This is a genomic window from Roseovarius sp. PS-C2 (assembly GCF_018862045.1).
Classification (GTDB): Bacteria; Pseudomonadota; Alphaproteobacteria; order Rhodobacterales; family Rhodobacteraceae; genus Roseovarius.
This window is the reverse complement of record NZ_JAHKSQ010000007.1, coordinates 71,879-96,494: the sequence shown is the minus strand read 5'-3', so window position 1 is coordinate 96,494 and position 24,616 is coordinate 71,879. Positions and strand designations below refer to the sequence as shown.

At 61.5% G+C, this 24,616-nt stretch carries 24 protein-coding genes; 11 read left to right on the top strand and 13 right to left on the bottom strand.

Annotated elements, in window-relative coordinates:
* Positions 1 to 176 precede the first annotated feature (176 nt).
* Positions 177 to 1,412 carry an efflux RND transporter periplasmic adaptor subunit gene (locus KPG71_RS14485; RefSeq protein WP_216338713.1) on the top strand — a complete coding sequence of 412 codons (1,236 nt, stop codon included), beginning with the start codon at positions 177 to 179 and terminating at the stop codon, positions 1,410 to 1,412.
* Positions 1,409 to 5,194, top strand: a complete 3,786-nt coding sequence (locus tag KPG71_RS14480) for an efflux RND transporter permease subunit (protein ID WP_216338712.1) — start codon at positions 1,409 to 1,411, stop codon at positions 5,192 to 5,194. The genes KPG71_RS14485 and KPG71_RS14480 overlap by 4 nt, the downstream gene beginning before the upstream one ends.
* Before the next feature lie 18 nt (positions 5,195 to 5,212).
* Here the strand turns inward: KPG71_RS14480 and KPG71_RS14475 are convergent, their stop codons facing one another.
* The 3 genes from KPG71_RS14475 to KPG71_RS14465 all read right to left on the bottom strand — a co-directional run bounded on the left by KPG71_RS14475 (position 5,213) and on the right by KPG71_RS14465 (position 8,609).
* The gene (locus KPG71_RS14475; protein WP_216338711.1) at positions 5,213 to 5,557 is read right to left on the bottom strand and encodes a hypothetical protein; all 345 of its coding nucleotides are present in this window, start codon (positions 5,555 to 5,557) and stop codon (positions 5,213 to 5,215) included.
* Entirely contained in the window at positions 5,554 to 7,365 is a 1,812-nt protein-coding gene (locus KPG71_RS14470; protein ID WP_216338710.1) for an ABC transporter ATP-binding protein/permease, read from the bottom strand. Before KPG71_RS14470 ends, KPG71_RS14475 begins: the two co-directional genes overlap by 4 nt.
* 116 nt (positions 7,366 to 7,481) lie before the next feature.
* Positions 7,482 to 8,609 (bottom strand): LysM peptidoglycan-binding domain-containing protein, encoded by a 1,128-nt coding sequence (locus KPG71_RS14465; protein ID WP_253196283.1) that lies wholly within the window; start codon positions 8,607 to 8,609, stop codon positions 7,482 to 7,484.
* Between the two features lie 103 nt (positions 8,610 to 8,712).
* On the opposite strand from KPG71_RS14465, the gene KPG71_RS14460 reads away from it, so the two are divergent.
* Entirely contained in the window at positions 8,713 to 9,264 is a 552-nt protein-coding gene (locus tag KPG71_RS14460; RefSeq protein ID WP_216338709.1) for a TIGR00730 family Rossman fold protein, read from the top strand.
* On the opposite strand, the gene rarD is transcribed toward KPG71_RS14460, so the two are convergent.
* From rarD to KPG71_RS14425, 7 genes are all read right to left on the bottom strand, one after another.
* Positions 9,225 to 10,124, bottom strand: coding sequence for an EamA family transporter RarD (rarD, locus tag KPG71_RS14455; RefSeq protein ID WP_216338708.1), 900 nt, complete (start codon positions 10,122 to 10,124; stop codon positions 9,225 to 9,227). The genes KPG71_RS14460 and rarD overlap by 40 nt on opposite strands.
* Before the next feature lie 98 nt (positions 10,125 to 10,222).
* On the bottom strand, positions 10,223 to 10,678 hold the full coding sequence (locus KPG71_RS14450) for a host attachment family protein (RefSeq protein ID WP_216338707.1): 456 nt from the start codon (positions 10,676 to 10,678) through the stop codon (positions 10,223 to 10,225).
* A 143-nt stretch (positions 10,679 to 10,821) separates the two neighbouring features.
* The gene (locus tag KPG71_RS14445) at positions 10,822 to 11,421 is read right to left on the bottom strand and encodes a superoxide dismutase (protein WP_216338706.1); all 600 of its coding nucleotides are present in this window, start codon (positions 11,419 to 11,421) and stop codon (positions 10,822 to 10,824) included.
* 97 nt (positions 11,422 to 11,518) lie between these two features.
* Positions 11,519 to 12,094 (bottom strand): sarcosine oxidase subunit gamma, encoded by a 576-nt coding sequence (locus KPG71_RS14440; protein ID WP_216338705.1) that lies wholly within the window; start codon positions 12,092 to 12,094, stop codon positions 11,519 to 11,521.
* Complete coding sequence (locus KPG71_RS14435) at positions 12,087 to 15,101, bottom strand: sarcosine oxidase subunit alpha family protein (protein WP_216338704.1); 3,015 nt, start codon at positions 15,099 to 15,101, stop codon at positions 12,087 to 12,089. Before KPG71_RS14435 ends, KPG71_RS14440 begins: the two co-directional genes overlap by 8 nt.
* Positions 15,098 to 15,427 carry a sarcosine oxidase subunit delta gene (locus tag KPG71_RS14430; protein WP_216338703.1) on the bottom strand — a complete coding sequence of 110 codons (330 nt, stop codon included), beginning with the start codon at positions 15,425 to 15,427 and terminating at the stop codon, positions 15,098 to 15,100. Before KPG71_RS14430 ends, KPG71_RS14435 begins: the two co-directional genes overlap by 4 nt.
* 85 nt (positions 15,428 to 15,512) lie before the next feature.
* Positions 15,513 to 16,757, bottom strand: coding sequence for a sarcosine oxidase subunit beta family protein (locus KPG71_RS14425; RefSeq protein WP_073035176.1), 1,245 nt, complete (start codon positions 16,755 to 16,757; stop codon positions 15,513 to 15,515).
* A gap of 215 nt (positions 16,758 to 16,972) precedes the next feature.
* On the opposite strand from KPG71_RS14425, the gene ccmI reads away from it, so the two are divergent.
* From ccmI to KPG71_RS14410, 3 genes are read left to right on the top strand one after another with little or no spacing between them, the layout of a single operon-like run.
* Complete coding sequence (gene ccmI / locus KPG71_RS14420; RefSeq protein WP_216338702.1) at positions 16,973 to 18,214, top strand: c-type cytochrome biogenesis protein CcmI; 1,242 nt, start codon at positions 16,973 to 16,975, stop codon at positions 18,212 to 18,214.
* On the top strand, positions 18,211 to 18,687 hold the full coding sequence (gene ruvX, locus KPG71_RS14415) for a Holliday junction resolvase RuvX (RefSeq protein ID WP_073035174.1): 477 nt from the start codon (positions 18,211 to 18,213) through the stop codon (positions 18,685 to 18,687). The genes ccmI and ruvX overlap by 4 nt, the downstream gene beginning before the upstream one ends.
* Entirely contained in the window at positions 18,684 to 18,926 is a 243-nt protein-coding gene (locus KPG71_RS14410) for a DUF1289 domain-containing protein (RefSeq protein WP_216338701.1), read from the top strand. The genes ruvX and KPG71_RS14410 overlap by 4 nt, the downstream gene beginning before the upstream one ends.
* Positions 18,927 to 18,947: 21 nt before the next feature.
* Here KPG71_RS14410 and KPG71_RS14405 read toward each other — a convergent pair whose 3' ends face one another.
* From KPG71_RS14405 to KPG71_RS14395, 3 genes are all read right to left on the bottom strand, one after another.
* Positions 18,948 to 19,736 carry a hypothetical protein gene (locus KPG71_RS14405; protein WP_216338700.1) on the bottom strand — a complete coding sequence of 263 codons (789 nt, stop codon included), beginning with the start codon at positions 19,734 to 19,736 and terminating at the stop codon, positions 18,948 to 18,950.
* Positions 19,730 to 20,554 (bottom strand): sulfite exporter TauE/SafE family protein, encoded by an 825-nt coding sequence (locus KPG71_RS14400; protein WP_216338699.1) that lies wholly within the window; start codon positions 20,552 to 20,554, stop codon positions 19,730 to 19,732. Before KPG71_RS14400 ends, KPG71_RS14405 begins: the two co-directional genes overlap by 7 nt.
* A gap of 88 nt (positions 20,555 to 20,642) precedes the next feature.
* On the bottom strand, positions 20,643 to 21,221 hold the full coding sequence (locus KPG71_RS14395; protein ID WP_216338698.1) for a hypothetical protein: 579 nt from the start codon (positions 21,219 to 21,221) through the stop codon (positions 20,643 to 20,645).
* Positions 21,222 to 21,328: 107 nt separating this feature from the next.
* Between KPG71_RS14395 and KPG71_RS14390 the strand changes: the two genes are divergently transcribed.
* From KPG71_RS14390 to KPG71_RS14370, 5 genes are all read left to right on the top strand, one after another.
* Positions 21,329 to 22,024 carry a hypothetical protein gene (locus KPG71_RS14390; RefSeq protein WP_216338697.1) on the top strand — a complete coding sequence of 232 codons (696 nt, stop codon included), beginning with the start codon at positions 21,329 to 21,331 and terminating at the stop codon, positions 22,022 to 22,024.
* Positions 22,025 to 22,038: 14 nt separating this feature from the next.
* Positions 22,039 to 22,476 (top strand): TerB family tellurite resistance protein, encoded by a 438-nt coding sequence (locus KPG71_RS14385; protein ID WP_216338696.1) that lies wholly within the window; start codon positions 22,039 to 22,041, stop codon positions 22,474 to 22,476.
* A 39-nt stretch (positions 22,477 to 22,515) separates the two neighbouring features.
* The gene (locus KPG71_RS14380; RefSeq protein ID WP_216338695.1) at positions 22,516 to 22,956 is read left to right on the top strand and encodes a TerB family tellurite resistance protein; all 441 of its coding nucleotides are present in this window, start codon (positions 22,516 to 22,518) and stop codon (positions 22,954 to 22,956) included.
* Positions 22,953 to 23,714, top strand: coding sequence for a phosphate/phosphite/phosphonate ABC transporter substrate-binding protein (locus tag KPG71_RS14375; RefSeq protein WP_253196282.1), 762 nt, complete (start codon positions 22,953 to 22,955; stop codon positions 23,712 to 23,714). Before KPG71_RS14380 ends, KPG71_RS14375 begins: the two co-directional genes overlap by 4 nt.
* Positions 23,715 to 23,828: 114 nt before the next feature.
* Positions 23,829 to 24,605, top strand: a complete 777-nt coding sequence (locus KPG71_RS14370) for an ABC transporter ATP-binding protein (protein ID WP_216338694.1) — start codon at positions 23,829 to 23,831, stop codon at positions 24,603 to 24,605.
* Positions 24,606 to 24,616: the final 11 nt, after the last annotated feature.

The following is a 24,616-nucleotide window of genomic DNA, read 5'->3' as shown; positions in this document are numbered from 1 at the left end:
CACGCTGCGACATAAGCCGCTGATCCTAGTGTGGCACAAACAGCCCATCTTGCCCGGAAACACGCAACAGGGTAATCTAAACTGGTCAGTTCACGCATATACAGCCTTGACGAACCGCGGAATCGTTCAAATGTCCAAGGCAAGCCGGCCCTCGGACCGTGATTAAAGGTTATCTGATGCGACTTTTCCCCATCCTGGCAGCAATCTTGGTTTCGATCCTGATCTACGTGTTCGTGTTCGAACGGGACAGGCTGACAGGTGCATCTCCGGACCCTGCGGACACGCAAAGCGAAACCGCGCAGGCTCAATCCTCGGAAGATACGGACGACAAAACCGGGAAGCCCGTCGGGGTCGTTGCCGTTCAATCCACCGCCCGCACCATCGACAGCGCCGTGATCCTGCGCGGTCAGACCGAGGCCTTCCGGCAGGTGGAGTTGCGTGCCGAGACCTCGGGGCAGGTTGTTTCCGACCCCTTGCGCAAAGGGGCTTTCGTCGAGCGCGGTCAACCGCTCTGCCAGCTTGATCCCGGCACGCGCGAGTCTGCCCTGGCCGAAGCAAAATCGCGACTGTCGGCGGCGCGCGCCAGCATCCCCGAAGCCAGGGCACGTGTAGAAGAAGCCCAATCACGGCTGGAAGAGGCGCGGATCAACGACAACGCCGCCACCCGCCTGTCCGAAGAAGGTTTCGCATCGCAAACACGCGCGGCTTCGACCAAGGCGGCTTTGCGTTCGGCCGAGGCGACGGTGGAAGCGGCCCGCACCGGATTGGAAACCGCGCGCGCGCAGATAGATTCGGCGCAGGCTGGCGTGGATGCCGCCGAAAAGGAAATTGAACGGCTCACGATCAGCGCCCCGTTCTCCGGTCTTCTGGAAAGCGATACAGCCGAGTTGGGCAGCCTTCTGCAACCCGGCGCGCTCTGTGCGACGGTCATTCAACTGGACCCGATCCAACTGGTCGGGTTCGTACCGGAAATCGAGGTGGATCGCGTCGAAATCGGCGCCGTCGCGGGCGCGCGGCTGGCTTCGGGTGGTGACATACAGGGCAAGGTCACCTTCCTGTCGCGGCAGGCAGACCAGACAACGCGCACGTTCCGGGTCGAAATCCAGGTGCCGAACCCCGACCTGACCCTGCGCGATGGCCAGACCGCGGAAATCGTGATTTCCGCCGACGGTGCAAAGGCACATCTGTTACCACAGTCAGCCTTGACCCTGAACGACGAAGGCACGCTTGGGGTGCGCCTGGTCGGGGAGGATGATCTGGCCGTCTTTGCACCCGTGACCCTGCTGCGCGACACACCGAACGGTGTATGGCTGTCCGGCCTGCCGGAACAGGCCGATATCATCATTATCGGACAGGAATACGTTACCGATGGCGTTCACGTCGTGCCCAGCTATCAGGAGCTTGGCCAATGACCGGCATCGTCGACTGGGCCGCCGCCCGCGCGCGGATGGTCGTCGCCTTTATCGTCCTGTCGATCCTGGCGGGCAGCCTAGCCTATATCAGCCTGCCGAAAGAAGGCGAGCCGGATATCGAGATTCCGGCGCTTTTCGTCTCGGTCCCCTTCCCCGGCATTTCCGCCGAGGATAGCGAAAAGCTGCTGGTCAAGGTCATGGAGACCGAGTTGAGCGATCTCGACGGGCTCAAGACCATGTCCGGTACTGCCGCCGAGAACTATGCAGGTGTGGCTCTGGAGTTCGAGTTCGGCTGGGACAAGACCAAGATCATGGCCGATACGCGCGATGCAATGAACGCCGCCGAAGCCAAGTTTCCCGAAGGCGCCGAAAAATACACGATCAACGAGATCAATTTCAGCGAGTTCCCGATCATCATCGTGAACCTGTCGGGCGATGTGCCGGAACGCACCATGGCGCGGCTGGCCAAGGATCTTCAGGACGATCTGGAAGGGCTGGAACCGGTTCTGGAGGCCGGGATCGCGGGCAATCGCGACGAGATGGTCGAGGTGGTGATCGACCCGCTCAGGCTGGAGGCCTATAACGTCACCGCGAACGAGTTGATCAACGTGGTGCGCAACAACAACCTGTTGATTGCGGCAGGCGAGGTCGAGACCGCCTCGGGCGCATTTTCGGTCAAGATTCCCTCCAGCTTCGATGAAGCGCGTGACATCTATGACTTGCCGGTCAAGATCAATGGCGATCGTGTAGTGACCCTTGGCGATCTTGCGCGCATCAACCTGACCTTCGAAGACCGCCTTGGCACCGCAAGATTCAACGGTGAAAAAACGGTGGCCTTGCAGGTGGTCAAACGCAAAGGTTTCAACATCATCGAAACCGCCAGCCTTGTGCGCGAAACCGTCGAGAAAGCCCGCGCCGGTTGGCCTGACGAGTTGCGCGCCGCCGTGACGGTGGGCACCTCGAACGACCAGTCGCGCACGGTCGAATCTATGGTCAAACAGCTTGAGGGCTCGGTCCTGACCGCCATTGCCCTTGTGATGATCGTCACGCTGGCGGCGCTCGGCATCCGGCCCGCATTGCTGGTGGGGTTCGCGATCCCCACGTCGTTCCTGCTGTGCTTTGCCCTGTTGGCGATCATGGACGTGTCGATATCGAATATCGTGATGTTCGGTCTGATCCTGGCCGTCGGCATGCTGGTGGACGGGGCGATCGTCGTCGTGGAATATGCCGACAAGCGCATCGCAGAGGGCGAAGGCCCGATGCACGCCTATGTAGAGGCCGCCAAGCGGATGTTCTGGCCGGTCGTCAGTTCGACCGCGACAACGCTTTGTGCCTTTTTGCCGATGCTGTTCTGGCCCGGCATCCCGGGGCAATTCATGGGCATGCTGCCTGTCACACTGATCTTCGTCTTGTCGGCATCTCTGTTGGTCGCGCTGGTCTATTTGCCGGTCATGGGCGGCGTCACCGGACGGCTTGAACGTTGGTTCAACACCCGGACCGAGCAGATCGCAGGCGGCTTCTGGCTATGGCACCTGCTGCTGTTTCCCGTGGCTGTCGCGGCGCTGATGCTGGTGGGCAGCCTTGCACCGGTCGTGTTGGCACAGGTCTCCGAACAGTTCGCGCAAATGGAAGCCGGGCGTATTCTGGCCTCGGTGATTCCCACTCTGTTATCAGTCTTCGTCCTTTTGCTTGGCGTAGCGGTCCTGGCATCGGCGGGCGTGGCATCGGTGGTTGCGCTTCTGCTGGGCCTGATGGCCCTTGGAAAACGCGCGCAGCATGGCATTGGCTGGCTCAAGAACCGCGCGATGCCCCACCGTGAGGGCCGTGTAAAAGCCGGGCATCACCGCACCCCGTTCGGTCGGGTGATCCATGCGATTTCGGGTAATCCGGTGATGCCGCTGGTGACCTTCGGCTTCGTCTTTGTTCTCGTCGGATCTGTCCTGATCTTCTACATGAACAACAACAAGGGCACCGAGTTCTTCGTCGAATCCGAGCCGGAACAGGCCATTATCTATGTACGTGGCCGCGGCAACCTGTCGATCGAGCAAAAGGATGCCCTGGTTGCGCGAGCCGAACGGATCGCGATGCAGCATCCCGGCGTCGAGACCGTGTTTGCCTTTGCCGGCGAGGGCGGGCTGACCAACAATACCGGAGGCGCCGAGGCCCCGCTGGACACGATCGGGCAGGTTCAACTGGAAACCATCCCGTGGGAGAACCGCCCGCAAGGCCGGGAAACCTGGTTCACCATTCCGGTGCTGGATTACGAAGTTACCCGCGCGGTCAGTGCCGAGGCATATGACGGCGACACGATCATCGACGAACTGACCGCGCAACTGGAGCAGTTACCCGGCACCAAGGTGGAAATCCTTGCTCAGGCACGCGGTCCGGCCTCGGCCAAACCGGTGCACCTGCGGCTGAAAGGCGACAACTGGCAAGACCTGCAAGACGCCACGCGTCTGGCGCGCGAAAAGTTCGAGACCACGTTCGGCCTGAAGCAAATCGAAGATACCCTGCCCCTACCCGGCATCGACTGGCAGATCGACGTGGATGTGGAAAAGGCCGGGCGCTATGGCGCCGACGTGGCGACCGTGGGGGCGATGGTGCAGCTGGTGACCCGCGGCATTCTTCTGGACACGATGCGCGTACCCTCTTCGGACGAGGAAATCGACATCCGTGTGCGCCTACCGAAAGAGGATCGTGTGCTGTCCACGCTTGATGCGCTCAAGGTGCGCACACAGGATGGCCTGGTGCCGCTGTCCAATTTCATCACGCGCAAACCGGTGGCCAAGCTGGCGCAGATCGACCGCGTGGACCAGACCCGCTATTTCGACATCAAAGCAGGTGTCGTGGACGGATTGACGACGACCGTTGCCGCCGACGGCGGCGCACGCTCCGAGGTGCCCGTTACCGCGAATGAGCGCATCGCACACCTGACCGAATGGCTCGACAGCGGCGTGTTGCCCGACAGCGTCGATTACGAATGGACCGGCGATCAGGAAGATCAGGCCGAATCCGGGGCCTTCCTGCAACAGGCATTTGCCGGGGCACTGGGGCTGATGTTCATCATCCTGCTGGCGCAGTTCAACAGCGTCTATAATGCCGTCCTGGTGCTGTTGGCGGTGGTGTTGTCCACCACCGGCGTGCTGATCGGGATGCTTGTGATGGGCCAGCCGTTTTCGATCATCATGACAGGCACCGGTATCGTCGCGCTTGCCGGGATCGTGGTGAACAACAACATCGTGCTGATCGACACCTATCAGGAATTCAGCCGCTACATGCCGCGGATCGAGGCCATCACACGTACCGCCGAAGCGCGCATTCGTCCCGTTCTGTTGACCACCATCACCACAATGGCGGGCCTTGCGCCGATGATGTTCGGCCTCAGCCTCGATTTCGTCAATGGTGGTTACTCGTTCAATTCGCCCACGGCATTGTGGTGGAAACAACTGGCGACCGCCGTGGTGTTCGGTCTGGGCATCGCCACGATGCTGACGCTGGTGTTTACGCCGTCGATGCTGGCGTTGAGAATCTGGGCCGGCACCTATGTGCAATGGACCGCGCGGGCCCTGGCCGCGCTGTCGATGGGCCGCGCCAGCCGCGCCGCACAGGACTGGGCGCTGCAGAATGCCGCCCGAAAAGTGCATGCCCCCGAACTGCTGTGGCCGGAAGAACAGGCGGGCGAGTATGAAGACGAAGACGCCGCGCGGCCCGAAGCGAATGACATCAAGCGCGTGGTCGACGCCCGTGACGACAATGGCAAACCGCTGCGCGCCGCCGAGTAATCGCTCGCGTCAAAACGATTACCCGCCTTCGCCATACTCCCGGCGGGACTTATCCAGCGAGGCCCACCACGCGGCATAGCTGCTGTTCGCGGGATGTCGCCCACCTTCGTCGGGCGCACCGTCGTTCCACCAGACCGGGCCACGTTCGCCCAACCTGCGCTTGGCCGCGTCCACGGCATCGCGCGCTGCGCATTCGGCCTCGGGCGTTTGGGCGGTCTGAACCGCGCGCCGTGCCTGCATCAGCGTCTTGATCGCCGCCCGGCGTTCGCCGTCTGGCAGGGATGGATCGGTTTTTCGCCACAGCCGACCCTTGGACACGAAATACCGCCCGTCCGGCGTTTCGGGATAGTTCTTTCGGCTCATGCGGCCTCTTCCGCCTGCTGGCGCTGCCAAAGACTGGCATAACGCCCTTGCCGCGCCAGCAGTTCCGTATGCGTACCTTCCTCGACAATGCGGCCATCTTCCAGCACCACGATACGGTCGGCATCGGCGACAGTGGACAGGCGGTGCGCGATGGTGATCACCGTGCGCCCCTGCCCGGCCCGTTTCAGCGCGCCCTGAATATCGCGCTCGGTTTCGGTATCGAGGGCACTGGTCGCTTCGTCCAGCAACAGGATCGGCGGGTTTTTCAGCAGGGTACGCGCGATGCCGACGCGCTGTTTTTCGCCCCCCGACAATTTCAACCCCCGTTCCCCCACCTGCGTGTCGTACCCATCGGGCAAGCCCATGATGAAGTCATGGATCTGCGCAGCTTTCGCAGCCTCCTCCACCTCGGCGCGGGTCGCACCATCACGGCCATAGGCAATGTTGTAGCCGACCGTATCGTTGAAAAGCACCGTATCCTGAGGCACCACGCCGATCGCGGCGTGCAGGCTATCCTGTGTCACATCGCGCACGTCCTGCCCGTCGATCAGCACCGCACCTTCCTGCACATCGTAAAAGCGGAACAATAGCCGCCCGATGGTGGATTTCCCCGATCCCGACGGGCCGACCACCGCCACCGTCTGCCCGGCAGGCACAGTCAGCGAAACTCCTTTGAGGATGGGGCGCGCAGGGTCGTAGCCAAAGAAAACGTCGCGCAGGACCACCTTGGCGCCTTGTACATTTAGAACCTTCGCTTGAAATTTATCCTCGACATCGGGCACTTGCTCCAACAAACCGAACATTTCCCCCATATCGACGAGGGATTGTCGTATCTCGCGGTAAACCGTGCCCAAAAAGTTCAGCGGCATGGTGATCTGGATCATGTAGGCATTGACCATGACGAAATCGCCCACCGTCATGGCGCCATTCTGCACCCCGATGGCGGCCATCACCATCACCGCAACCAAGCCGCCAGTGATCAGCACCGATTGACCGAAATTCAGGAACGCCAGCGAATAGGAGGTCTGCAAGGCCGCGCTTTCATACCCCGCCATCGCCGCATCATAACGGTCGGCCTCACGTTTTTCGGCTCCGAAATACTTGACCGTTTCGAAATTCAGAAGACTGTCTATCGCCTTTTGGTTGGCGTCGGTATCCTGATCGTTCATCTGCTTGCGCAGCTTCACACGCCACTCGGTGACCTTGAAGGTAAAGGCCACGTATGCCGCAATCACCCCGACAACCACGGCCAGATACCAGAAATCGAACAGCGTCCATAAGACGATACCGATAAGCAGCAGCTCGAGCACCAGCGGTCCGATGGAAAACAGCAGGAAGCGCAGCAGGAATTCCACGCCCTTGACTCCGCGTTCGATGATGCGGCTCAACCCACCGGTCTTGCGCGTGATGTGGTAGCGCAAGGACATCCGGTGGATATGCGTGAAGGTTTCGAGCGCCAGTTGCCGCAGGGCGCGTTGCGCCACGCGGGCGAAAATCACGTCGCGCAACTGCTGAAATCCCACATTCATCAGCCGCGCCATGCCATAGGCCACAGTCAGGCCGACCGCACCATAGGCCAGCATCCAGGCCGCTGTATCACCTTCGCCCGCCAATGCATCGACCGCTGCCTTGTAGAAAAACGGCGTTCCCACCGCGACCAGCTTGGCGACAACCAGCGCCAGCAACGCCAGTACGACGCGGCGTTTTACCCATCCCTGCCCATCCGGCCAGAGATAGGGCGCCACACGGCGGATCGTTGCCCACCCATTTGCAGGCATTTCAGTGGTCGTCAGGGTGCGGCGGCGCATGAAAGGGGGTCCATTTCAGAAAACTGTCCCTCACTTAGGGCTCACCACACCGAAACACCAGCCCACCGCCTTGTGATATCAACAGGTTCCGGCAGAAACGCCCGGTTCGTCCGGCACTATTCCGGGTGCGGCACGGTAAAGACCTGACCGGGATAGATCAGGTCGGGATCGCGGATGCGATCACGGTTGGCCTCGAAGATACGGACATACATTGGCCCCTCGCCATACCGTTCGCGTGAGATTTCCCACAAGGTATTGCCCGGTTGGACCGTTACGGCACGCACGGACCGAGAGGGTGCGCCGGCATCCGCCACAAGATGCTGTGCTTCGCGCTTGAACGGTGTTTCGACGCGCGACGTCACGTTGCCCTGATCATCCAGTTCGTCGACGCGCAGAGTGTAAACGCCGCTGTCCACGTCGGGCAGTTCGGTATGCCACTGCCCCCCCGGTGCGGTCCGCGAGGAGCTGATCGGCTCATTGTTCAGATAGACGCGGATAAATCCGCCGCCTTGCGCACGACCCGACAGGGCCACTTCCCCGGCATCGGAATAGGTGATCGCATCCAGGGCGACGCTGGACATGACTTCGGGCACGGCATCCTCGGGCCGGGGGGCCTGCAGTACGCGCACACCGCTTTCGTCCGACAAAAGCACGGTTTGCGCCGGCTCGTCGTCCGGCACGTCTGCGATATCCTGTTGTGATACCTCCGCCTCGTTCTCCGGAGGCGCGGTTGTCCCAGGTGCAATGATGATTTCGTCGGCCGAAACGATATCCTCGCCGGTTTGCGGAGAATGCATCGACAGAGACAGAACTCTTGGCTCTTGGCTCGTTTCCAGCGTCAGGAATTCGACAAATTCACCGCCCGCATCGGGGATCAGCGTTTTCAGGCTCTGACCATCCAGCAGGATGGAGATGTCCCAGCCCGGCTGCGCACGGCCTGCCACCAGCATGCGGCCATCCGGCTCCAGCCGGAAAGAACTGATGCCGGGCGGTTCGGGCGTGGCAGGAGGGGTGACATCTGCAGGGGCTTCCGGGGGGGCGCTATCAGCCTTTTCCGCCGTCTGATCAGCAGCTTGGACCATCGTCCCTGTATCGCTTTCGGCCTTGGCCACTGCCTGAACTTCAGGTTGCGCATCCGGGATCAACACCCCCGATACATACAGAGCGGCACCAATGGCAATGACAACCGATGCCACACCGGCTGCAATCACGGGTCCACCGATCATCCCTGGCGATTTGCTCATGCCATCCCCCCGACATGCCCGCACCCTATGTGCGTGGTTGCCGGACCATAGCAACAGCGGTATCAGTGGTCAAAACAACCCTTTGAGAAACAGGACCATTTCCATGACCATGCGCTCGGTTTGTGTCTTTTGCGGCTCACGCGACGGCAACCGCCCCGCCTATCGCGCCGCAGCCACGGAACTGGGGCGGATGCTGGCGGATCAGGGGTGGCGGCTGGTCTATGGCGCGGGCGATGTCGGGCTGATGGGGGCCACTGCCAGAGCTGCGCAAGAGGCCGGGGGCGACACTTTCGGAGTGATCCCGGTACATCTGATACAGCGCGAAGTCGGCAAACGCGACCTCAGCCGCTTTGTCGTTACCGAAAACATGCATGAGCGCAAAAAGGTGATGTTCATGAACTCGGACGCGATCGTGGTTCTGCCCGGCGGGGCCGGTTCTCTGGACGAGTTTTTCGAGGTTCTGACATGGCGTCAGCTGGGCCTGCACCGGAAACCCATTTTTCTTTTGAATACAGAAGGCTACTGGACGCCGCTTACCGGGCTGATCGACCATGTGATCGCCGAGGGCTTTGCCGCTGACAGCCTGCGCGATTTCATTCGAACGGTCAGCGGCGTTCAGGAACTTTCCATAGCCCTGCGCGCGGCCCTGTCCTGACGCCAACTGGCGGTGGAATAGATTGCCAGGGCGGTCCAGATCATTCCGAAGGCCACCGCGTACCAAAGGCTGAAGGCCTCTTGGAAGATCAGCGTCGCGACAAGGAATTGCAATGTCGGGTTCAGGTATTGCACCAGCCCCACCGTGCCCAACCGCACCCGGCGCGCACCGTAACTGAACAACACTAACGGCAACCCGGTCAGGATGCCGGAAAACGCCAGAAGTGCATTGTCGCGCCATGAAACCCCGAAAGCACCGCCCGTTTCACTGGAATGCATCACCCAGAGAACCGCCAATGCAATCGGGGACAGCAGCAAAACCTCGGTCGTAACGGACACGACCGGCCCGACGCTCAGTCCTTTCTTGACCAATCCGTAGAAGCCGAAGCTGAAGGCGAGGATCAGCGATATCCAAGGTGCGACCCCGAGGCCCACGGTCAGCGTGATCACCGCAGCGGCGGCCAACCCCACGGCCAGCACCTGCGCCCGGTCCAGTCTTTCGCCAAACACGATCATGCCCAGAACCACCGAAACCAGCGGAAAAATGTAGTATCCGAGCGATGCCTCGGTGGCCTTGCCAATCAGGATCGAGGTGATGAAAACGAACCAGTTGCACGAAATCATCAGTGCAGCCAACGCGATCAGAAGTGCCGAGCGACGCGCGGAAAGCGCCTGCCGCACCAGCCCGAGTCTGCCTTGCACCAGCAACACGATCATGAAAAACAGCAAGGACCAAAGCGTACGATGCGCCAGGATCTCGATCGGCGGGACATGTGACAGCAGCTTGTAATACAGGCCGCACAGACCCCAGATCGTGCAACAGGCGATCAGCGCCGCCACCCCTTTGATCGACTCGTTCATGCCATGCCCGCCCTGCCCGATACGCGTTTTCGGATGATGCACCAGTGCTGGCGCAACCACAGAGCAATGACAAGGGCGAAAAAGAACGGTTACAGCCTCTAGCCAGCCGCAAGGGCCGCCTTGAGCAGGGTTTCGATTTTCGGCACCGGGTGGTTCGTCATGTCCTTGTCCACCTCGGCCACGACACGTGCACGTACTTCCTTGTGCAATCCGTCTCGCAAAGCCCCAAGCGTTTTCGGAGGTGCCACCAGCACGAGTTTGTCAAACGCCCCGCGCCCCGCCAGACGATAGAGGATATCCGACAACTCCGATGCGAACCGATCCTTGGCCAGCATATGCCAGTCTGCCTCCTGCATCGCCGAGCGATGCCCCTCTCCCGTATCCGGCATGCGGCCCGGACGGTCGCTGACCTGTTCGCCATGCGGTGGGTTGTCCTGACTTTCCAGGCGAATCACGCGCAGGAACGGGTCTTGCCCGTCGGTAACGTTTTCCAGAAACAGGGCCTTTTCGCCATCGGCCACCAGAACCCATGCGCCATGTGCCAATTCGGTCATTTGTCATCCTCCTTCTGCGTTGCAATATCTTTCACGTAATTATGGCCCCATGATCTTAAAAGGCGATGATCAATAACACACGAAAAAACCCCGCGCAGATCACTCTGCGCGGGGCCGATACCTGATTGGGAAATGCGCGCGGCTTATAGCCGCGAGGCGACGTTTTCCCAGTTCACGAGGTTATCCAGGAAATTCTGCAGATACACCGGGCGCTTGTTGCGGAAGTCGATGTAGTAGGAATGCTCCCACACGTCGCAGCCCAGCAGAGCGGTCTGACCGAAGCACAGCGGGTTCACGCCGTTTTCGGTCTTGGTCACCTTGAGACCACCGTCGGTATCCTTGACCAGCCAGGCCCAGCCCGAGCCGAACTGACCCGCGCCTGCGGCAGCGAATTCTTCCTTGAACTTGTCGACCGAGCCGAAGCTGTCGGTCAGGGCTTTTTCCAGCTCACCGGGCATGCCGGTGCCACCGGGCGCCATCATTTCCCAGAACTGGCTGTGATTCCAGTGCTGCGAGGCGTTGTTGAAAATGCCGTTCTGTGCCACGGCGCCCGCCTGATAGGTGCCTTTGACGATGTCCTCGACGGACTTGCCTTCCCACTCGGTCCCGGCAATGGCATTGTTGCCATTGTCCACATAGGCCTTGTGGTGAATGTCGTGGTGGTATTCCAGCGTTTCTTGTGACATGCCGGACGCGGCCAGCGCGTCGTGGGCATAGGGCAGATCGGGAAGTTCGAATGCCATGTCAGGTCCCCTGTTCGTTAGAGCAATTACGTTTGACTACATGGTAGCCCCGGACCGGCAAGGTCAAGGGGCTGCCACATATTTCCGCGCAAAACTCTCAGGAAAAGAAGCCGACCTCGCTGCTTGGTGCGGCAGCGCCTTTGAGCAGATTGAACGTATATTCCGCCACCGAGCGGAAGCAGACGATCTGAACGCTGCTCTCATCCGGCATCCAGATCGCGGCTGGCACCTGTGCCATACGCGAGCGGCGGAATTGACCGGGGGCAAAGGCCTCAGCACTCATATCCACCGGGCAAAGCTTGGCAATCGCTTCACGCACAAGTGCACCATTCCCCGACAAGCGGAACATGGCCCGCGCGTCCGAAACATTGACCGCCAGATGTTGCACCTTCGAGAGCGCATCGCGCAGGGATGCCTCGGTGTCTCTCACGCTGTCATAAGCGACGACCAGCAGCAATTCATCGGGTGACATCCACGCCACCCATTTGCCACCCTCACCCGCGATGTGCCCTTGTTCGGGCACCGACAGGCCGGTCACATCCTTGACCGCCTTTTCCACCTCGGACGAGGCCAGATCGCCGCGCAGGGTGATCATGCCTTGCAGGCCCATTTCCTCGACCGAGACGATCCCGTCGAAGGAGGCCCCTTTCAGTGCGCTGACTGCGTCAGACATTCTGCTTCTCCCCGTCCTTGTCATAGAAGATGGGTTCGACGATTTTCGCCTTGATCACGGTTCCGTCCACCTTGGGGAAGTCCAGAACATCGCCCATCCGATCCGGCCCGTTCAGGACCAGCCCCATCGCGATACCCCGGCCCAGGGTCGGCGAATGGTAGGTCGAGGTCACCCGCCCCTGCACATTGCGCTGACCGTTGGCATTGGTTCCGTCGGCGGTGGCATAGGCGCCATCGGGCAATGTGCTGCCGTCCAGCGTTTCCAGCCCCACCAGTTTCCAGCGGGTCGGATCGGTCATGTGGCTGCGCTCCTGAGCGCGTTTGCCGAGGTAATCCTCTTTCTTCTTCGAGATCGCCCACTGCATACCCAGATCCTGCGGGATCACCGTGCCATCGGTCTCGTCCCCGATCATGATAAAGCCCTTCTCGGCGCGCATGATGTGCATCGCCTCGGTGCCGTACGGGGTGACGTTGAATTCGACCCCAGCCTCCATCAGCTTGTCCCACAGTTCGCGACCGCGCGAGGCGGGAACCGCGAGTTCGAAGGACAGTTCACCGGCAAACGAGATGCGGAACACACGCGCGGGGATGCCCCCCGTCAGGGTGATCTCTTTCCAACCCATGAAGCTCAGGGCATCGCCGCCGATATCGTCATCGGTCAGCTTCTCAAGCACCTTGCGCGACTTGGGACCGACAACGCCGATCTGGGCGTACTGTTCGGTCACATTGGCGGTGTAAACCTTCCAGTCCCACCACTCGGTCTGCAACCATTCTTCCATGTGGCCGTGGATATTCTCGGCCCCGCCGGTGGTCGTGTGGCACAGGAACGTGTCCTCATCCAGACGCGCGACGACGCCGTCGTCCATCAGGAACCCGTTTTCGTTGCACATCAGGCCATAGCGGCAGCGGCCAGGCTTCAGCGTGGACATCATGTTCGTATAGAGCATGTCCATGAACCTGCCGGCATCCGGGCCCTTGACGATGATCTTGCCGAGGGTCGAGGCGTCCAGCATCCCGAGGCTGTCACGGGTCTGCGTGATCTCGCGATGCAGGGCCTCTTCGATGGTTTCACCCGGCTTCTGATAGCAATAGGGCCTGCGCCAAGCGCCCACCGGCTCCCAATAGGCGCCGTTTTCCTCGTGCCAGGCATGCATCGGCGTCTTGCGAAGCGGCTGGAAGGTTTCATTGCGCGCCTCACCGGCAATCGAAGCCAGTGAAATCGGCGTGTAAGGCGGGCGGAAGGTGGTGGTACCCGTCTGCGGGATCGGCTGGCTCAGCGAATCCGACAGGATCGCCAGACCGTTGATGTTGCTCAGCTTGCCCTGATCCGTTGCCATGCCAAGCGTCGTATAGCGCTTGGCGTGCTCGACCGATTCATACCCCTCGCGCGCGGCCAGTTGCACGTCGCTGACCTTCACGTCGTTCTGGTAATCCAGCCAGGCCTTCATGCGCAGTTTGATGTTTGCACCCTGCGGCATCATCCAGACGGCTTCGATCGGAGCCTCGGTTTCGGGTGTGGCGCTTGGCGCCTCGGCCTTACCGCGCGCATGGCCCGTCGCCTCCGCTGCGGCCTTGCCTGCAGCATCGGCATTTTCCAACACCGTGGCCAGATCGAGATGTCCGTCGGCCGATCCTGCAGGGATCACGAACCGCTTGCCGTCGGCCCCGGTCGGAGCTTTATCCCCATCGGGGCGGAACATGGCATTTTCGTCGTCCCACAACAGCTTACCACCGCAATGCGACCACAGGTGCACCACCGGCGACCAGCCGCCCGACATGGCGACCGCATCGCATTTGATCAGTTCCAGCGCCGCGCCTTCGCCAGCCTGGGCGCAGATTTCCACGCCCTCGACCCGTTTGCCGCCCTTGACCCTGGCGATTCCCTTGCCGTTTTCGACGCGAATGCCAAGAGCCGCGGCCTCACCGGCCAGAGCCCCACCGCCACCGGCGCGGGCATCGACGATCACCGGAACGTCAAGGCCCAGCTTTTTAAGGGTGATTGCAGTGCGATAGGCGTCGTCATTGTTGGTTACGACAACGGTACGGTCCCCCACGGACACGCCATAATTCACCGCATAGTCACGCACCGCCGAGGCCAGCATGACCCCCGGAACATCGTTTCCGGCAAAGCTGATCGGGCGCTCAATGGCCCCGGTCGCCGTCACGATCTGCCCCGCGCGGATGCGCCACAGGCGATGACGCGGGCCCTTGGCGCCGGGCTGATGATCGCTCACCCGCTCGTAGCCCAGAACATAACCGTGGTCATAGACACCCGAGCCCATCATGCGGGCGCGCAGGGTGACATTCTCCATTGTCTCCAGTTCGGAAACGATTTGATCCACGAAGTTATCCACAGGCTGGCCGTCAATCGTACCGCCGTCGACCGGCGTGCGCCCACCCCAATGGGGGGTTTGCTCCATCAACAGCACCTTGGCGCCCGCCTGCCCTGCAGCCTTCGCCGTCTGCAGTCCTGCCACGCCGCCACCGATCACGACGACATCGAAGAATGCATAGAAATGCTCATAGCTGTCCTGATCGCGATCACGCGGCGCCTTGCCCAAGCCTGCGGACTGGCGAATGAACGGCTCGTAGATGTGCTTCCAGAACGGGCGCGGGAACATGAACGTCTTGTAATAGAAACCCGCCGGCAGGAAGCGCGCCAGTTTCGAGTTCACGGCGCCGATGTCGAATTCGAGGCTGGGCCAGTGGTTCTGACTGGTACAGGTCAGCCCGTCGAACAGCTCGGTCGTGGTAACCCGCTGGTTGGGTTCAAATTTGGCATCCTCGCCAAGGCCCACAAGTGCGTTGGATTCTTCCCCGCCACTGGCGACGATGCCGCGCGGGCGGTGATACTTGAACGACCGCCCGACCATCATCTGGTCGTTGGCCAGCAGCGCCGAGGCCAGAGTATCGCCCTCGACCCCCTTGAAGCGTTTACCATTGAAGGTGAAATCCAGCGCCCGTCCCTTGTTCAGAAGACGGCCGCCATTGGCCAGACGTGTGCTCATGCGAACTCTCTCCAGCTCCAGCCCGGCCGCTTGGCCGAGATTTTGTCCTTGATATCCTGCGGGGGCTCCGTGGTTTGCGCGCGGTAGGTGCCGAACACCTCAAGCGTGACAGTGCAACGGGCGGCATGGAACCACTTGCCGCAACCGTTGGCATGGCGCCAGCGTTCGAAATGCACGCCCTTGGGGTTCACCTTCTCGAACAGGTAGCCGTGGAAATCCTCGTCGCTCGAACCGGGGCCGAAGCGTTTGATATGCGCTTCGCCGCCGCCGTGGAATTCCGTTTCTTCCGCGGTCACACCGCAGCAGGGGCAGGTCAGGATCAGCATGTCATGCCTCCGGGGATCTGGGTGCCAGGTTTCTTTGGGAAATTCTGGCAAAACTCTTCGAAGAATTTCGTCTGTATTGCGGCCATCAGTGCGCCACCCCCGCGGCGACGCTCTCGTCGATAAAGCGCCCCTCTTTGAAGCGGTCCAGGTTGAATTCGGCAGTCAGCGGCGAATGTCCCTTAGCCATCAGTTCTGCAAAGCCCCAGCCACTGCCGGGAATGGACTTGAACCCGCCGGTGCCCCAGCCACAATTGATGAACACGCCCTCGACCGGGGTTTTCGACAGGATCGGCGAGCGGTCGCCGGTCATGTCCACGATCCCGCCCCACTGGCGCAGCATCTTCAGGCGGCTGATCATCGGGAAGGTCTCGACCAGTGCGCGCACGGTTTCCTCGACATGGTGGAACGAGCCGCGCTGCGTGTAGTTATTGTACCCGTCCGCACCGCCGCCGATCACCATCTCGCCCTTGTCGGACTGGCTCATGTAGCCGTGCACGGTGTTGGCCATCACGACCACGTCCATGCAGGGTTTGATCGGCTCGGATACCAGCGCCTGAAGCGCGACGGATTCGATCGGCAGGCGGAAGCCCGCCATATCGGCCAGATGCCCCGAATGCCCTGCGACGACGATGCCCAGTTTATCACAGGCGATATCGCCGCGATTGGTGGTCACTCCCGTCACCTTGCTGCCTTCGCGGCTGATACCGGTGACTTCACATTTCTGGATGATGTCCATGCCCATGGCCGAACAGGCCCGAGCATAGCCCCAGGCCACGGCATCGTGGCGCGCGGTTCCCCCACGTGGCTGCCACAGCGCCCCGAGAACCGGGTAACGCGGCCCGTCGATATTGATGATCGGCACCAGTTCCTTGACCCGGTTGGGCGAGATGAATTCGGTCGCCACGCCCTGCAACGCATTGGCATGCGCCGTGCGCTCGTATCCGCGCACCTCGTGCTGGGTCTGGGCCAGCATCATCACCCCGCGCGGGGAATACATGATGTTGTAGTTCAGATCCTGACTCAGGGTCTCGTACAGGCCACGCGCCTTTTCGTAGATCGCCGCCGATGAATCCTGCAGATAGTTCGAGCGGATGATCGTGGTGTTGCGGCCCGTGTTCCCGCCCCCCAGCCAACCCTTTTCCAGAACGGCCACGTTGGTGATGCCGAAGTTCTTTCCAAGGTAATACGCGGTGGCCAGACCATGCCCCCCCGCGCCGACGATGATCACGTCGTATTTCTTCTTCGGTTCGGGAGAAGCCCAGGCCCGGTCCCAGCCCATATGATAGCGCAGGGCTTCGCGGGCGACGGCAAAGGCGGAATAACGTTTCATGCGCGCTCTTTCGAACAAGGTTGGAATCGCAGTCATGCTGCCATGTAAGCGTAATGCGACAGCTTGACCTGTCAAAGGATACCCCGCGCGGCATAAAACACTCGATATGCGACATGCGGTCGTTCTGCCAGAGGCGCAACACCCCCTGCGCGCCTTTGCCTCTTTTTTCTATCCTCCGTGATGGCTACATGGAGGCACGAATTTGAGGAGAAACCATGGTGTTCTGGATCGTCACGGGCGCACTTGCGCTGATCGTCAGCGGAATCATCGGGCTTACGCTGTTGCGCGGCCGCGTTGGCGACAAACCGCCAGCCGCCTATGATCTTCAGGTCTATCGCGACCAACTCAAGGAGGTGGATCGCGATCTTACCCGTGGCGTCATCGGCGCGGAAGATGCCGAGCGCATCCGCGCCGAAGTGTCCCGGCGCGTTCTGGCTGCCGATGCGCAACTGAAACGAGGTGGCGACAGTGGCGGACAACCCCGCCGCGGCGGACTGATCCTGACGCTCGTGCTCGGGGCGCTTATGATGGGAGGCTCGCTGATGCTTTATGCGCAGCTAGGAGCGCCGGGGCTTGGCGACCTGCCGCTCAAGACCCGCATGGCAGCCTCGGACATTGCGCGCGCCAATCGTCTGAACCAGGCGGATGCGGAAGCACGGATGCCCGCCACCGACATCGCGCCGGAAGCCAGCGAAGAATTTCTGACCCTTATGGAGCGGCTGCGGCAAACCGTGCAAGAGCGCAACGGCGATCTGCGCGGTCTTACCCTGTTGGCGCGCAACGAAGCCGCGCTTGGCAACTACGTCGCCGCCTACGACGCCCAAGAAAAAATCATCGACGCCAAAGGAGACGAAGCCTCGGCAGGTGACTATGCCTATTTGGCGGAACTCAAGATCAGCGCGGCTGGCGGATACGTCAGCCAGGAGGCAGAACAGGCCCTGCGCGATGCACTGGAACGCAATCCTGAAATCCCGCCCGCGCGCTATTACATGGGTCTTTACCTGATGCAGGTGGACCGCCCCGATGCCGCCTTCCGCACCTGGGATCGTCTGCTGCGTGAAAGCAATCCCAATGCCCCTTGGGTTCCGGCAATCCGCACCAATATCGAAGAACTGGCGTGGCGCGCAGGTGTCACCGATTACCAACTGCCTGACGCTCCTGCCGCAACACCGCCGCTCGCCGGACCATCCGCCGCCGATATCGAGGCCGCTGGCGACATGTCCGACGAGGACCGCCAGCAGATGATCGAAGGCATGGTACAAGGCCTGTCGCAGCGCCTGGCCAACGAAGGCGGAACACCGGCAGAGTGGGCGCAGTTGATCCGCGTACTTGGTGTGCAGGGCAAAACCGAACAGGCCGGGGAAATCTGGGCCGAGGCTCAGGGAGTTTTCGCCGAAATGCCCGAGGCACTGGACCAGGTCCGCGCTGCGGCGCAGGCGGCGGGTGTCGCGGAATGATCTGCGACGAGATCGCCGATTTCGCCGACGCATTGATCTCGGGCCGCCCGATCATCGGGCTCGACCTCGGGACCAAGACAATTGGCGTGGCGCTGTCGGACAGGCTTTTGTCCGTGGCCAGCCCGGTCGAGACGATCAAGCGCCGCAAATTCAGCCTCGATGCTGCGCGATTACTTGAACTTTCGAGCGAACGCGAGGCCTGCGGAATCGTTCTGGGCCTGCCACGCAACATGGACGGAAGCGAGGGACCGCGCTGCCAATCCACCCGCGCCTTCGCCCGCAACCTGGAAAAACTGACCGACCTCCCGATCACTTACTGGGACGAACGCCTGTCCACGGTCGCCGCCGAACGCGCCCTGCTCGAGGCGGATACGTCCCGAAAACGTCGCGCCGAAGTTATCGACAACGTTGCCGCCTCCTATATCCTCCAAGGTGCATTGGACCGTTTGAGGCACATGAGGGCAGCACAGTGACGGAAAACAAGGTCTGGACTCGCGACGAGGTCGAAAGCCCCTGCGTGCGCATTTGCGTCGTCCATCCCGAGGCGCGCATCTGCACCGGATGTTACCGCACCATCGACGAGATCGCCCGCTGGTCGAAAATGAATGCCAATGAACGCCAGGAGATCATGGCCGCCCTGCCCGACCGCGCTCCACTTCTGGCCAAACGCCGCGGCGGTCGTGCCGCGCGGCTCAAACGTAACGGCGGCTAACGTCGAAATGAGCGCCAGCCATCATGGCAGTTCCAGCCAATCGCGTGTTCCGCCAATAAATTCCGGCCTGAAATACACGATCATCCGTCCCTCTTCAGGGGCCTGCGCACCCTCGGCCCACGGTGCCACGCCGTGCAGGGCAAACCGATGTACCAGATAGGCCTCACCGGGTTTCGCGGCTATCTCGACACGTTTGCACTTGTCGAACAGCGCGCGCCGGGCGGCCTGATAGACCGCGGTCAAATCCACCCCGGCCCATTCGGTTTCCGGCCATTGCCCAAGGGCCGCCATGAACATATCCCGCATGATCAGGTGGCTGCCCTCCCAAATGACGAAGGGACTTGCGCCCGCATCGCAGCTGGTCAGTGGCAGACCGAGGATATAGGCGTGACGCTCTTTCAACATGCGCCGCCGATCCGGCCCCACAGCCAGCACCCCATCCACATGCGCGGCATCGCGCTTCGCTCGATACCCAAACGCCGCATCGCTTTCGCCGTCGCGCGGACGCGGATAACCGGGATAGATGACCGAGACCTGCCCGCAATGCAGCGGCAAGGCTCCATAAAGCCGTCGTGCCAATTCCGTCGCGGCACCGCGCAAGGGGGCGGACCTCCCCACCGTTCCGTCAGGGCCGTTCGGCAAGGTATCGACCCCGACAAACCACGTCCCCCCGCACTGCAACCATTTGGACTGTTCGCCCGCGTCAGCCACCCGCTCTGCAGCCACGACACGCGCCGCATGCGCCCAATCCCGTACGCTGTCCTCGGGCGCGAACCTTACCCAACCGTCGCGCAAAAACGCCTCTACCATCCCAACGCCTTGCGCAGCATATTCAGGGCTACGAGCGTCAGGAACACCGCAAAGACACGCTTCAGCGGCTTGGGGTCCATCGCATGGGCCAGACGCACGCCCCATGGCGCGGTGATCATCGTCATCGCAATAACGATACCGAAGGCCACCAGGTTGACCGCACCAATGGTCAGAGGCGGACGATTGACCGGGTCGATTTCAAGAAACAGGAACCCGATCACCGACGGCACGGCGATGGTCACGCCAAACCCCGCCGCCGTGGCGACAGCACGATGAATCGGCACGTTGTACAAACTCATCAGCGGAACTCCGAAACTGCCACCGCCGATGCCCATCAACACCGACAGGAAGCCCACGAATGGCGACAGGATCGCGCGGGTCAACCCACGTGGCATTTCCGGCCCCAGACGCCAATGCGCACGCCCAAGACCCAGGTAGGCCCCGATTACCACACCCAACACACCGAAAATGCCTTGCAATGTGGTCGAACGCAGACTGGCCGCCACCAGCACCCCCAGTACCGCACCTACCGCAATTCCCGGTGCCCAGGTGCGCAGGATCGACCATTCGACCGCGCCCTTCTTGTTATGGCTCAGAACCGAGCGGACCGAGGTCACGATGATCGTGGCCAGCGACGTGGCCAGGCAGATCTGCATCAATTGCGGACCATCATATCCCAAGGTCTGGAAAGCATAGAAAAAGGCCGGCACCAGAACGATACCGCCGCCCACCCCCAACAGCCCTGCCAGCACACCTGCGAAACCGCCGATGAACAGCAACAGCAACAGCATCTGGATCAATAGCATCGTATCGGGCATGGTCGGGCCTTTCCTGTCGCGGTGATCGAAGCCTTACACCGGCAGGATTGAAAGGAAAAGCCGCCCGACCGGGCAAACCAACAGCCTGCTATTCCGGTGGCTTGAACCGCAAGAGACGGCGTGACACGCCCAAATCCATCACCGGACTGAACAAATCACGCAACAGGCTTGGTTTTTGGCTGTAAACTGCGGTTTCCATGCCTGGGTCCAGACGCAAGGCGTCGTTCAACAGGATTTGCAGGATTTCCTCGTCGAAAGTATAGCGCCCCTGCCGCCCTTCGGCCCGATCGGCGCGTTGATAGGATACCCATGTCATCAACCGCTTGCGGTTCGACACATCCCTCTCCGGATAGACAAGGTAAAACCCGCTGTTCACCCGCAAACAGATATTATCCAGCATCCGCGCGACGTCGCGATAATCTTCGGGCACATGTCGTTTGGGAACATAGTTGAACCGTTCCGGCCCACCGTTGAGGAACACCGTCAGGGCCGTCCCCAGATCCATGCATTTTTGCGCCATTGCCCAACCCAGGACCGGCACCGGATACATTGCCCAATCATAAGAGCGCGCCAGGTGACGCAACTGGTCCTCGTTGGCCTGTCGGACCATCTTGAGGTGCTCCTCCGGCGTACCATCGGACCAGTCGAACTCGTCGAAAGATTGCATGTATGACTCCGCCCAGGAAAATCACCGGATGCGTTCCGGGATATGTGCCTTAAACTGCCGGTGAAAATCGCAAAGAGTTTGGAGCAATTGTGACCGACTTGAGGCCATTGCGGATTACCGCCGGTTTTATGTGTTCTCTGGCGCTGGCAACCCCGCCCGCAGAGGCAGAAGCACCGTTGTCGCCGGTGCCTTACACTGACCTTGAACTCATGCTTGATGCGGCGATCCGGTTTGAGGCTCTTCCGCGCCGATCCGAGCCGGGAATCGCCCTTGATTCCCCGATACGCGCAGGCCTTGCCTGGCTGGGTGAGCGGTTGGGCGGGCAGTTCGTTCACAACAACATGCAGCACGACAGTCTCAGCGGAACACCACATACACCCCTTTCGGTGGTAGCTGGCGCACCCGGCGCCTCTCTTTCGGTGGCATATCATCGCGGTTTCGGTTCAACCGCGCTGTTTCCACTCGGGCCGGCGGGATTTCCTGCACTCAATGCGCGCGGCGAAGGCGCCGTCGCCATCCTTTTCGACCACGACCAGTCCGCCCTCGGTCTGCGGGTGCACAGCGACTATGCCGCGCCGCTCGGGCAGGCCCGCCCGCAAGGGTATGTGACGCTCACCTTCTATACCCGTCAGGGTCACCTGATCACCCGCTATCGGCAGCGATTGAACACCGCGGTCACCGAACTGGGCTTTGCGCGGGCCGGTCACACGCCGGACATCGCCGCGGTCACCATCACCAATGACGATCCCGGCGGCATTGCACTGGACGACATCCTCTATCAAACTGCACCCGCCGCATTCTGAACCAAGGGGCCCACATGCTCAGCCGTATCCTTTCCGCCCTGTCCAGCCCCGAGCCAGCACCATTGCCCGAACCCGACGCCAATCTTGCGCTCGGGGCGTTGATGGTACGGGTCGCAAAATCCGATCATCGCTACCGGTTCGAGGAAATCAGCCGGATAGACAAATTGCTGATCCGTCTGCACCGCATCGGCCCGATCGAGGCAGCCAAGATGCGGGCCACCTGCGAAAAGCTGGAGCATCAGGCGCCGGACACTGCCGATCTGGCCCATCTGATCCGCGACACCGTCAGCCACGAGGCCCGCTGCGAGGCGCTCGAGGCCCTTTGGGAGGTGGTGCTTGCCGATGGCCACCGCCGCCCCGAAGAAATCGCCGTTGTCGACGCGGCACAAGAGGCGCTTGGCCTAAGCGATCACGACAACGATTCCGCACGCGCCCGCGCTGAGGCGCAATAGCGCTTTGCGCCACCGCTCCGAAGCCCTATATCTTGCGCCATGTTTGCTGATCTTCTGAAAAACCTGTTCCAGCCAGAGCCGGAAACGCTCGACAATCTGGACGCTCGTCGCGCGTTGACCGCCCTCTTGGTGCGGCTGGCCCGCTCGGACAACAATTACTCGGCCTCCGAGATCATCCGCATCGATCGTATCATAAAGGCCCGCTTCGGGCTGAGTGACGATGCCGCGCTCAAATTGCGTACCGAGGCCGAATCGATCGAGGCCGAGGCCCCCGATACCGTGCGCTTTACGCGCGCCATCAAGGATGCCGTCCCCTACGAGGACCGAATCGGCGTGATCGAAGCCTTGTGGCAGGTCGCTCTTGCCGATGGCGCGCGCGATCAGGACGAGGATGCACTGGTGCGGCTGGTGGCGAACCTGCTGGGCGTCAACGACCGCGACAGCGCACTGGTCCGTCAACGGGTCGATCCCCGCGCATGACCGCCACATCGCTGGCCAGCCTGCCCATGTACGACCGCCCCGAAACAGCGGCGGCCAACGACCGGCTTTGGCAAGCAATTCGCGCCGAACTGGGCTATGGCCCGCGGCATCTGACCCGCGACGGCGATCTCTGGGCTCATTGGACCAGCCCCCAGTTGTTGCTGTCGCAAACCTGCGGCTATCCCTTCCGCGCACGGTTGCATGACAAGGTCACCCTGGTCGCCACACCGGATTACGACCTGCCCGATTGCCCCACTGGTCACTATTGCAGTGCGCTTGTGGTGCGCATCGACGACCCGCGCCAAACTCTGACCGAGTTCGCCACCGCCCGCTTTGCCTATAACGACCCGCTCAGCCAAAGCGGATGGGCCGCGCCACAGAACTTCGCCGCCTTGCAGGGGTTCACCTTTTCCAACCCAAAGGCAACGGGTGGGCACCGCGCCTCGGCCCTTGCCGTGGCCGAGGGACACGCCGACATCGCATCCCTGGATGCCCTGACATGGGCGCTGATCCAGCGTCACGACGACTTCTCCTGTTCCCTGCGTGAAATCGCCCGCACGCCCCCCACCCCGGCGCTGCCCTACATCACCGCACCCGGAAACGATGCCGACGGCCTGTTTAACGCGCTCGAGGCCGCGATCGGTGCACTGACGGCATCCGATCGGCACGCCCTCGGATTGCGCGGCCTGACCCGACTGCCTGCCCAAGCCTATCTCGACGTGCCCAATCCCGCGCCTCCGCTTGCCGAAACGGCCTGACCCTGCGTCATTTCGGTCAGGAATCGCCCGGATCGGTCGTTTTGCAAGTTGCATCGCACCATTTTTTCGTCCCTATTGTCGGGCCAGACCCGCACTCAGACACGGACGCTGCCCTTGCCAGACGACACGCCCGTCATCGAAATACGCAACCTGCACAAGGCCTATGGCGCGCTTGAGGTGATCAAGGGCGTGGACATCACGGCCCATAAGGGCGATGTGGTTTCTCTCATCGGTTCGTCCGGCTCGGGCAAATCAACTATCCTGCGCTGCGCCAACCTGCTCGAAGACAGTCAGCAGGGCGATATCCTCTTCAAGGGCGAACCTGTAAAGTGGAAGGGTGAGGGCCTGCTCCGTCACCCTGCGGACGCCAAACAGGTGCTACGTATCCGCACCAACCTGTCGATGGTGTTTCAGCAGTTCAATCTTTGGGCCCATATGACCATTCTGGAGAACGTGATGGAGGCCCCGATCACCGTTCTGGGCCGTGACCGTGCCGAGGTCGAGAAAGCCGCCCATGCCTATCTGGACAAGGTCGGCATCGCTGACAAGCACGATGCCTATCCGGCACAATTGTCGGGTGGCCAGCAACAGCGCGCCGCCATCGCCCGCGCCCTTGCCATGGAACCCGAGGCATTGTTGTTCGACGAACCGACCAGCGCACTGGACCCTGAACTGGAACAGGAGGTCGTGCGCGTCATCAAGGATCTGGCCAGTGAGGGCCGCACCATGATGATCGTCACCCACGACATGAAGATGGCCGCCGATGTCTCTGATCAGGTTATCTTTTTGCATCAGGGGCTGATCGAGGAACAGGGCGCGCCCGACGCGCTATTCGGGGCCCCCAAATCCGAGCGACTGCGGCAATTCCTCAGTTCGACCATGGCCGCCTGACACCAGAAACC

Coding starts and splice junctions, on each gene's coding strand:
- KPG71_RS14485 (WP_216338713.1), top strand. CDS start 177: ATGCGACTTTTCCCCATCCTGGCAGCAATCTTGGTTTCGATCCTGATC.
- KPG71_RS14480 (WP_216338712.1), top strand. CDS start 1,409: ATGACCGGCATCGTCGACTGGGCCGCCGCCCGCGCGCGGATGGTCGTC.
- KPG71_RS14475 (WP_216338711.1), bottom strand. CDS start 5,557: ATGAGCCGAAAGAACTATCCCGAAACGCCGGACGGGCGGTATTTCGTG.
- KPG71_RS14470 (WP_216338710.1), bottom strand. CDS start 7,365: ATGCGCCGCCGCACCCTGACGACCACTGAAATGCCTGCAAATGGGTGG.
- KPG71_RS14465 (WP_253196283.1), bottom strand. CDS start 8,609: ATGAGCAAATCGCCAGGGATGATCGGTGGACCCGTGATTGCAGCCGGT.
- KPG71_RS14460 (WP_216338709.1), top strand. CDS start 8,713: ATGACCATGCGCTCGGTTTGTGTCTTTTGCGGCTCACGCGACGGCAAC.
- rarD (WP_216338708.1), bottom strand. CDS start 10,124: ATGAACGAGTCGATCAAAGGGGTGGCGGCGCTGATCGCCTGTTGCACG.
- KPG71_RS14450 (WP_216338707.1), bottom strand. CDS start 10,678: ATGACCGAATTGGCACATGGCGCATGGGTTCTGGTGGCCGATGGCGAA.
- KPG71_RS14445 (WP_216338706.1), bottom strand. CDS start 11,421: ATGGCATTCGAACTTCCCGATCTGCCCTATGCCCACGACGCGCTGGCC.
- KPG71_RS14440 (WP_216338705.1), bottom strand. CDS start 12,094: ATGTCTGACGCAGTCAGCGCACTGAAAGGGGCCTCCTTCGACGGGATC.
- KPG71_RS14435 (WP_216338704.1), bottom strand. CDS start 15,101: ATGAGCACACGTCTGGCCAATGGCGGCCGTCTTCTGAACAAGGGACGG.
- KPG71_RS14430 (WP_216338703.1), bottom strand. CDS start 15,427: ATGCTGATCCTGACCTGCCCCTGCTGCGGTGTGACCGCGGAAGAAACG.
- KPG71_RS14425 (WP_073035176.1), bottom strand. CDS start 16,757: ATGAAACGTTATTCCGCCTTTGCCGTCGCCCGCGAAGCCCTGCGCTAT.
- ccmI (WP_216338702.1), top strand. CDS start 16,973: ATGGTGTTCTGGATCGTCACGGGCGCACTTGCGCTGATCGTCAGCGGA.
- ruvX (WP_073035174.1), top strand. CDS start 18,211: ATGATCTGCGACGAGATCGCCGATTTCGCCGACGCATTGATCTCGGGC.
- KPG71_RS14405 (WP_216338700.1), bottom strand. CDS start 19,736: ATGGTAGAGGCGTTTTTGCGCGACGGTTGGGTAAGGTTCGCGCCCGAG.
- KPG71_RS14400 (WP_216338699.1), bottom strand. CDS start 20,554: ATGCCCGATACGATGCTATTGATCCAGATGCTGTTGCTGTTGCTGTTC.
- KPG71_RS14395 (WP_216338698.1), bottom strand. CDS start 21,221: ATGCAATCTTTCGACGAGTTCGACTGGTCCGATGGTACGCCGGAGGAG.
- KPG71_RS14385 (WP_216338696.1), top strand. CDS start 22,039: ATGCTCAGCCGTATCCTTTCCGCCCTGTCCAGCCCCGAGCCAGCACCA.
- KPG71_RS14380 (WP_216338695.1), top strand. CDS start 22,516: ATGTTTGCTGATCTTCTGAAAAACCTGTTCCAGCCAGAGCCGGAAACG.
- KPG71_RS14375 (WP_253196282.1), top strand. CDS start 22,953: ATGACCGCCACATCGCTGGCCAGCCTGCCCATGTACGACCGCCCCGAA.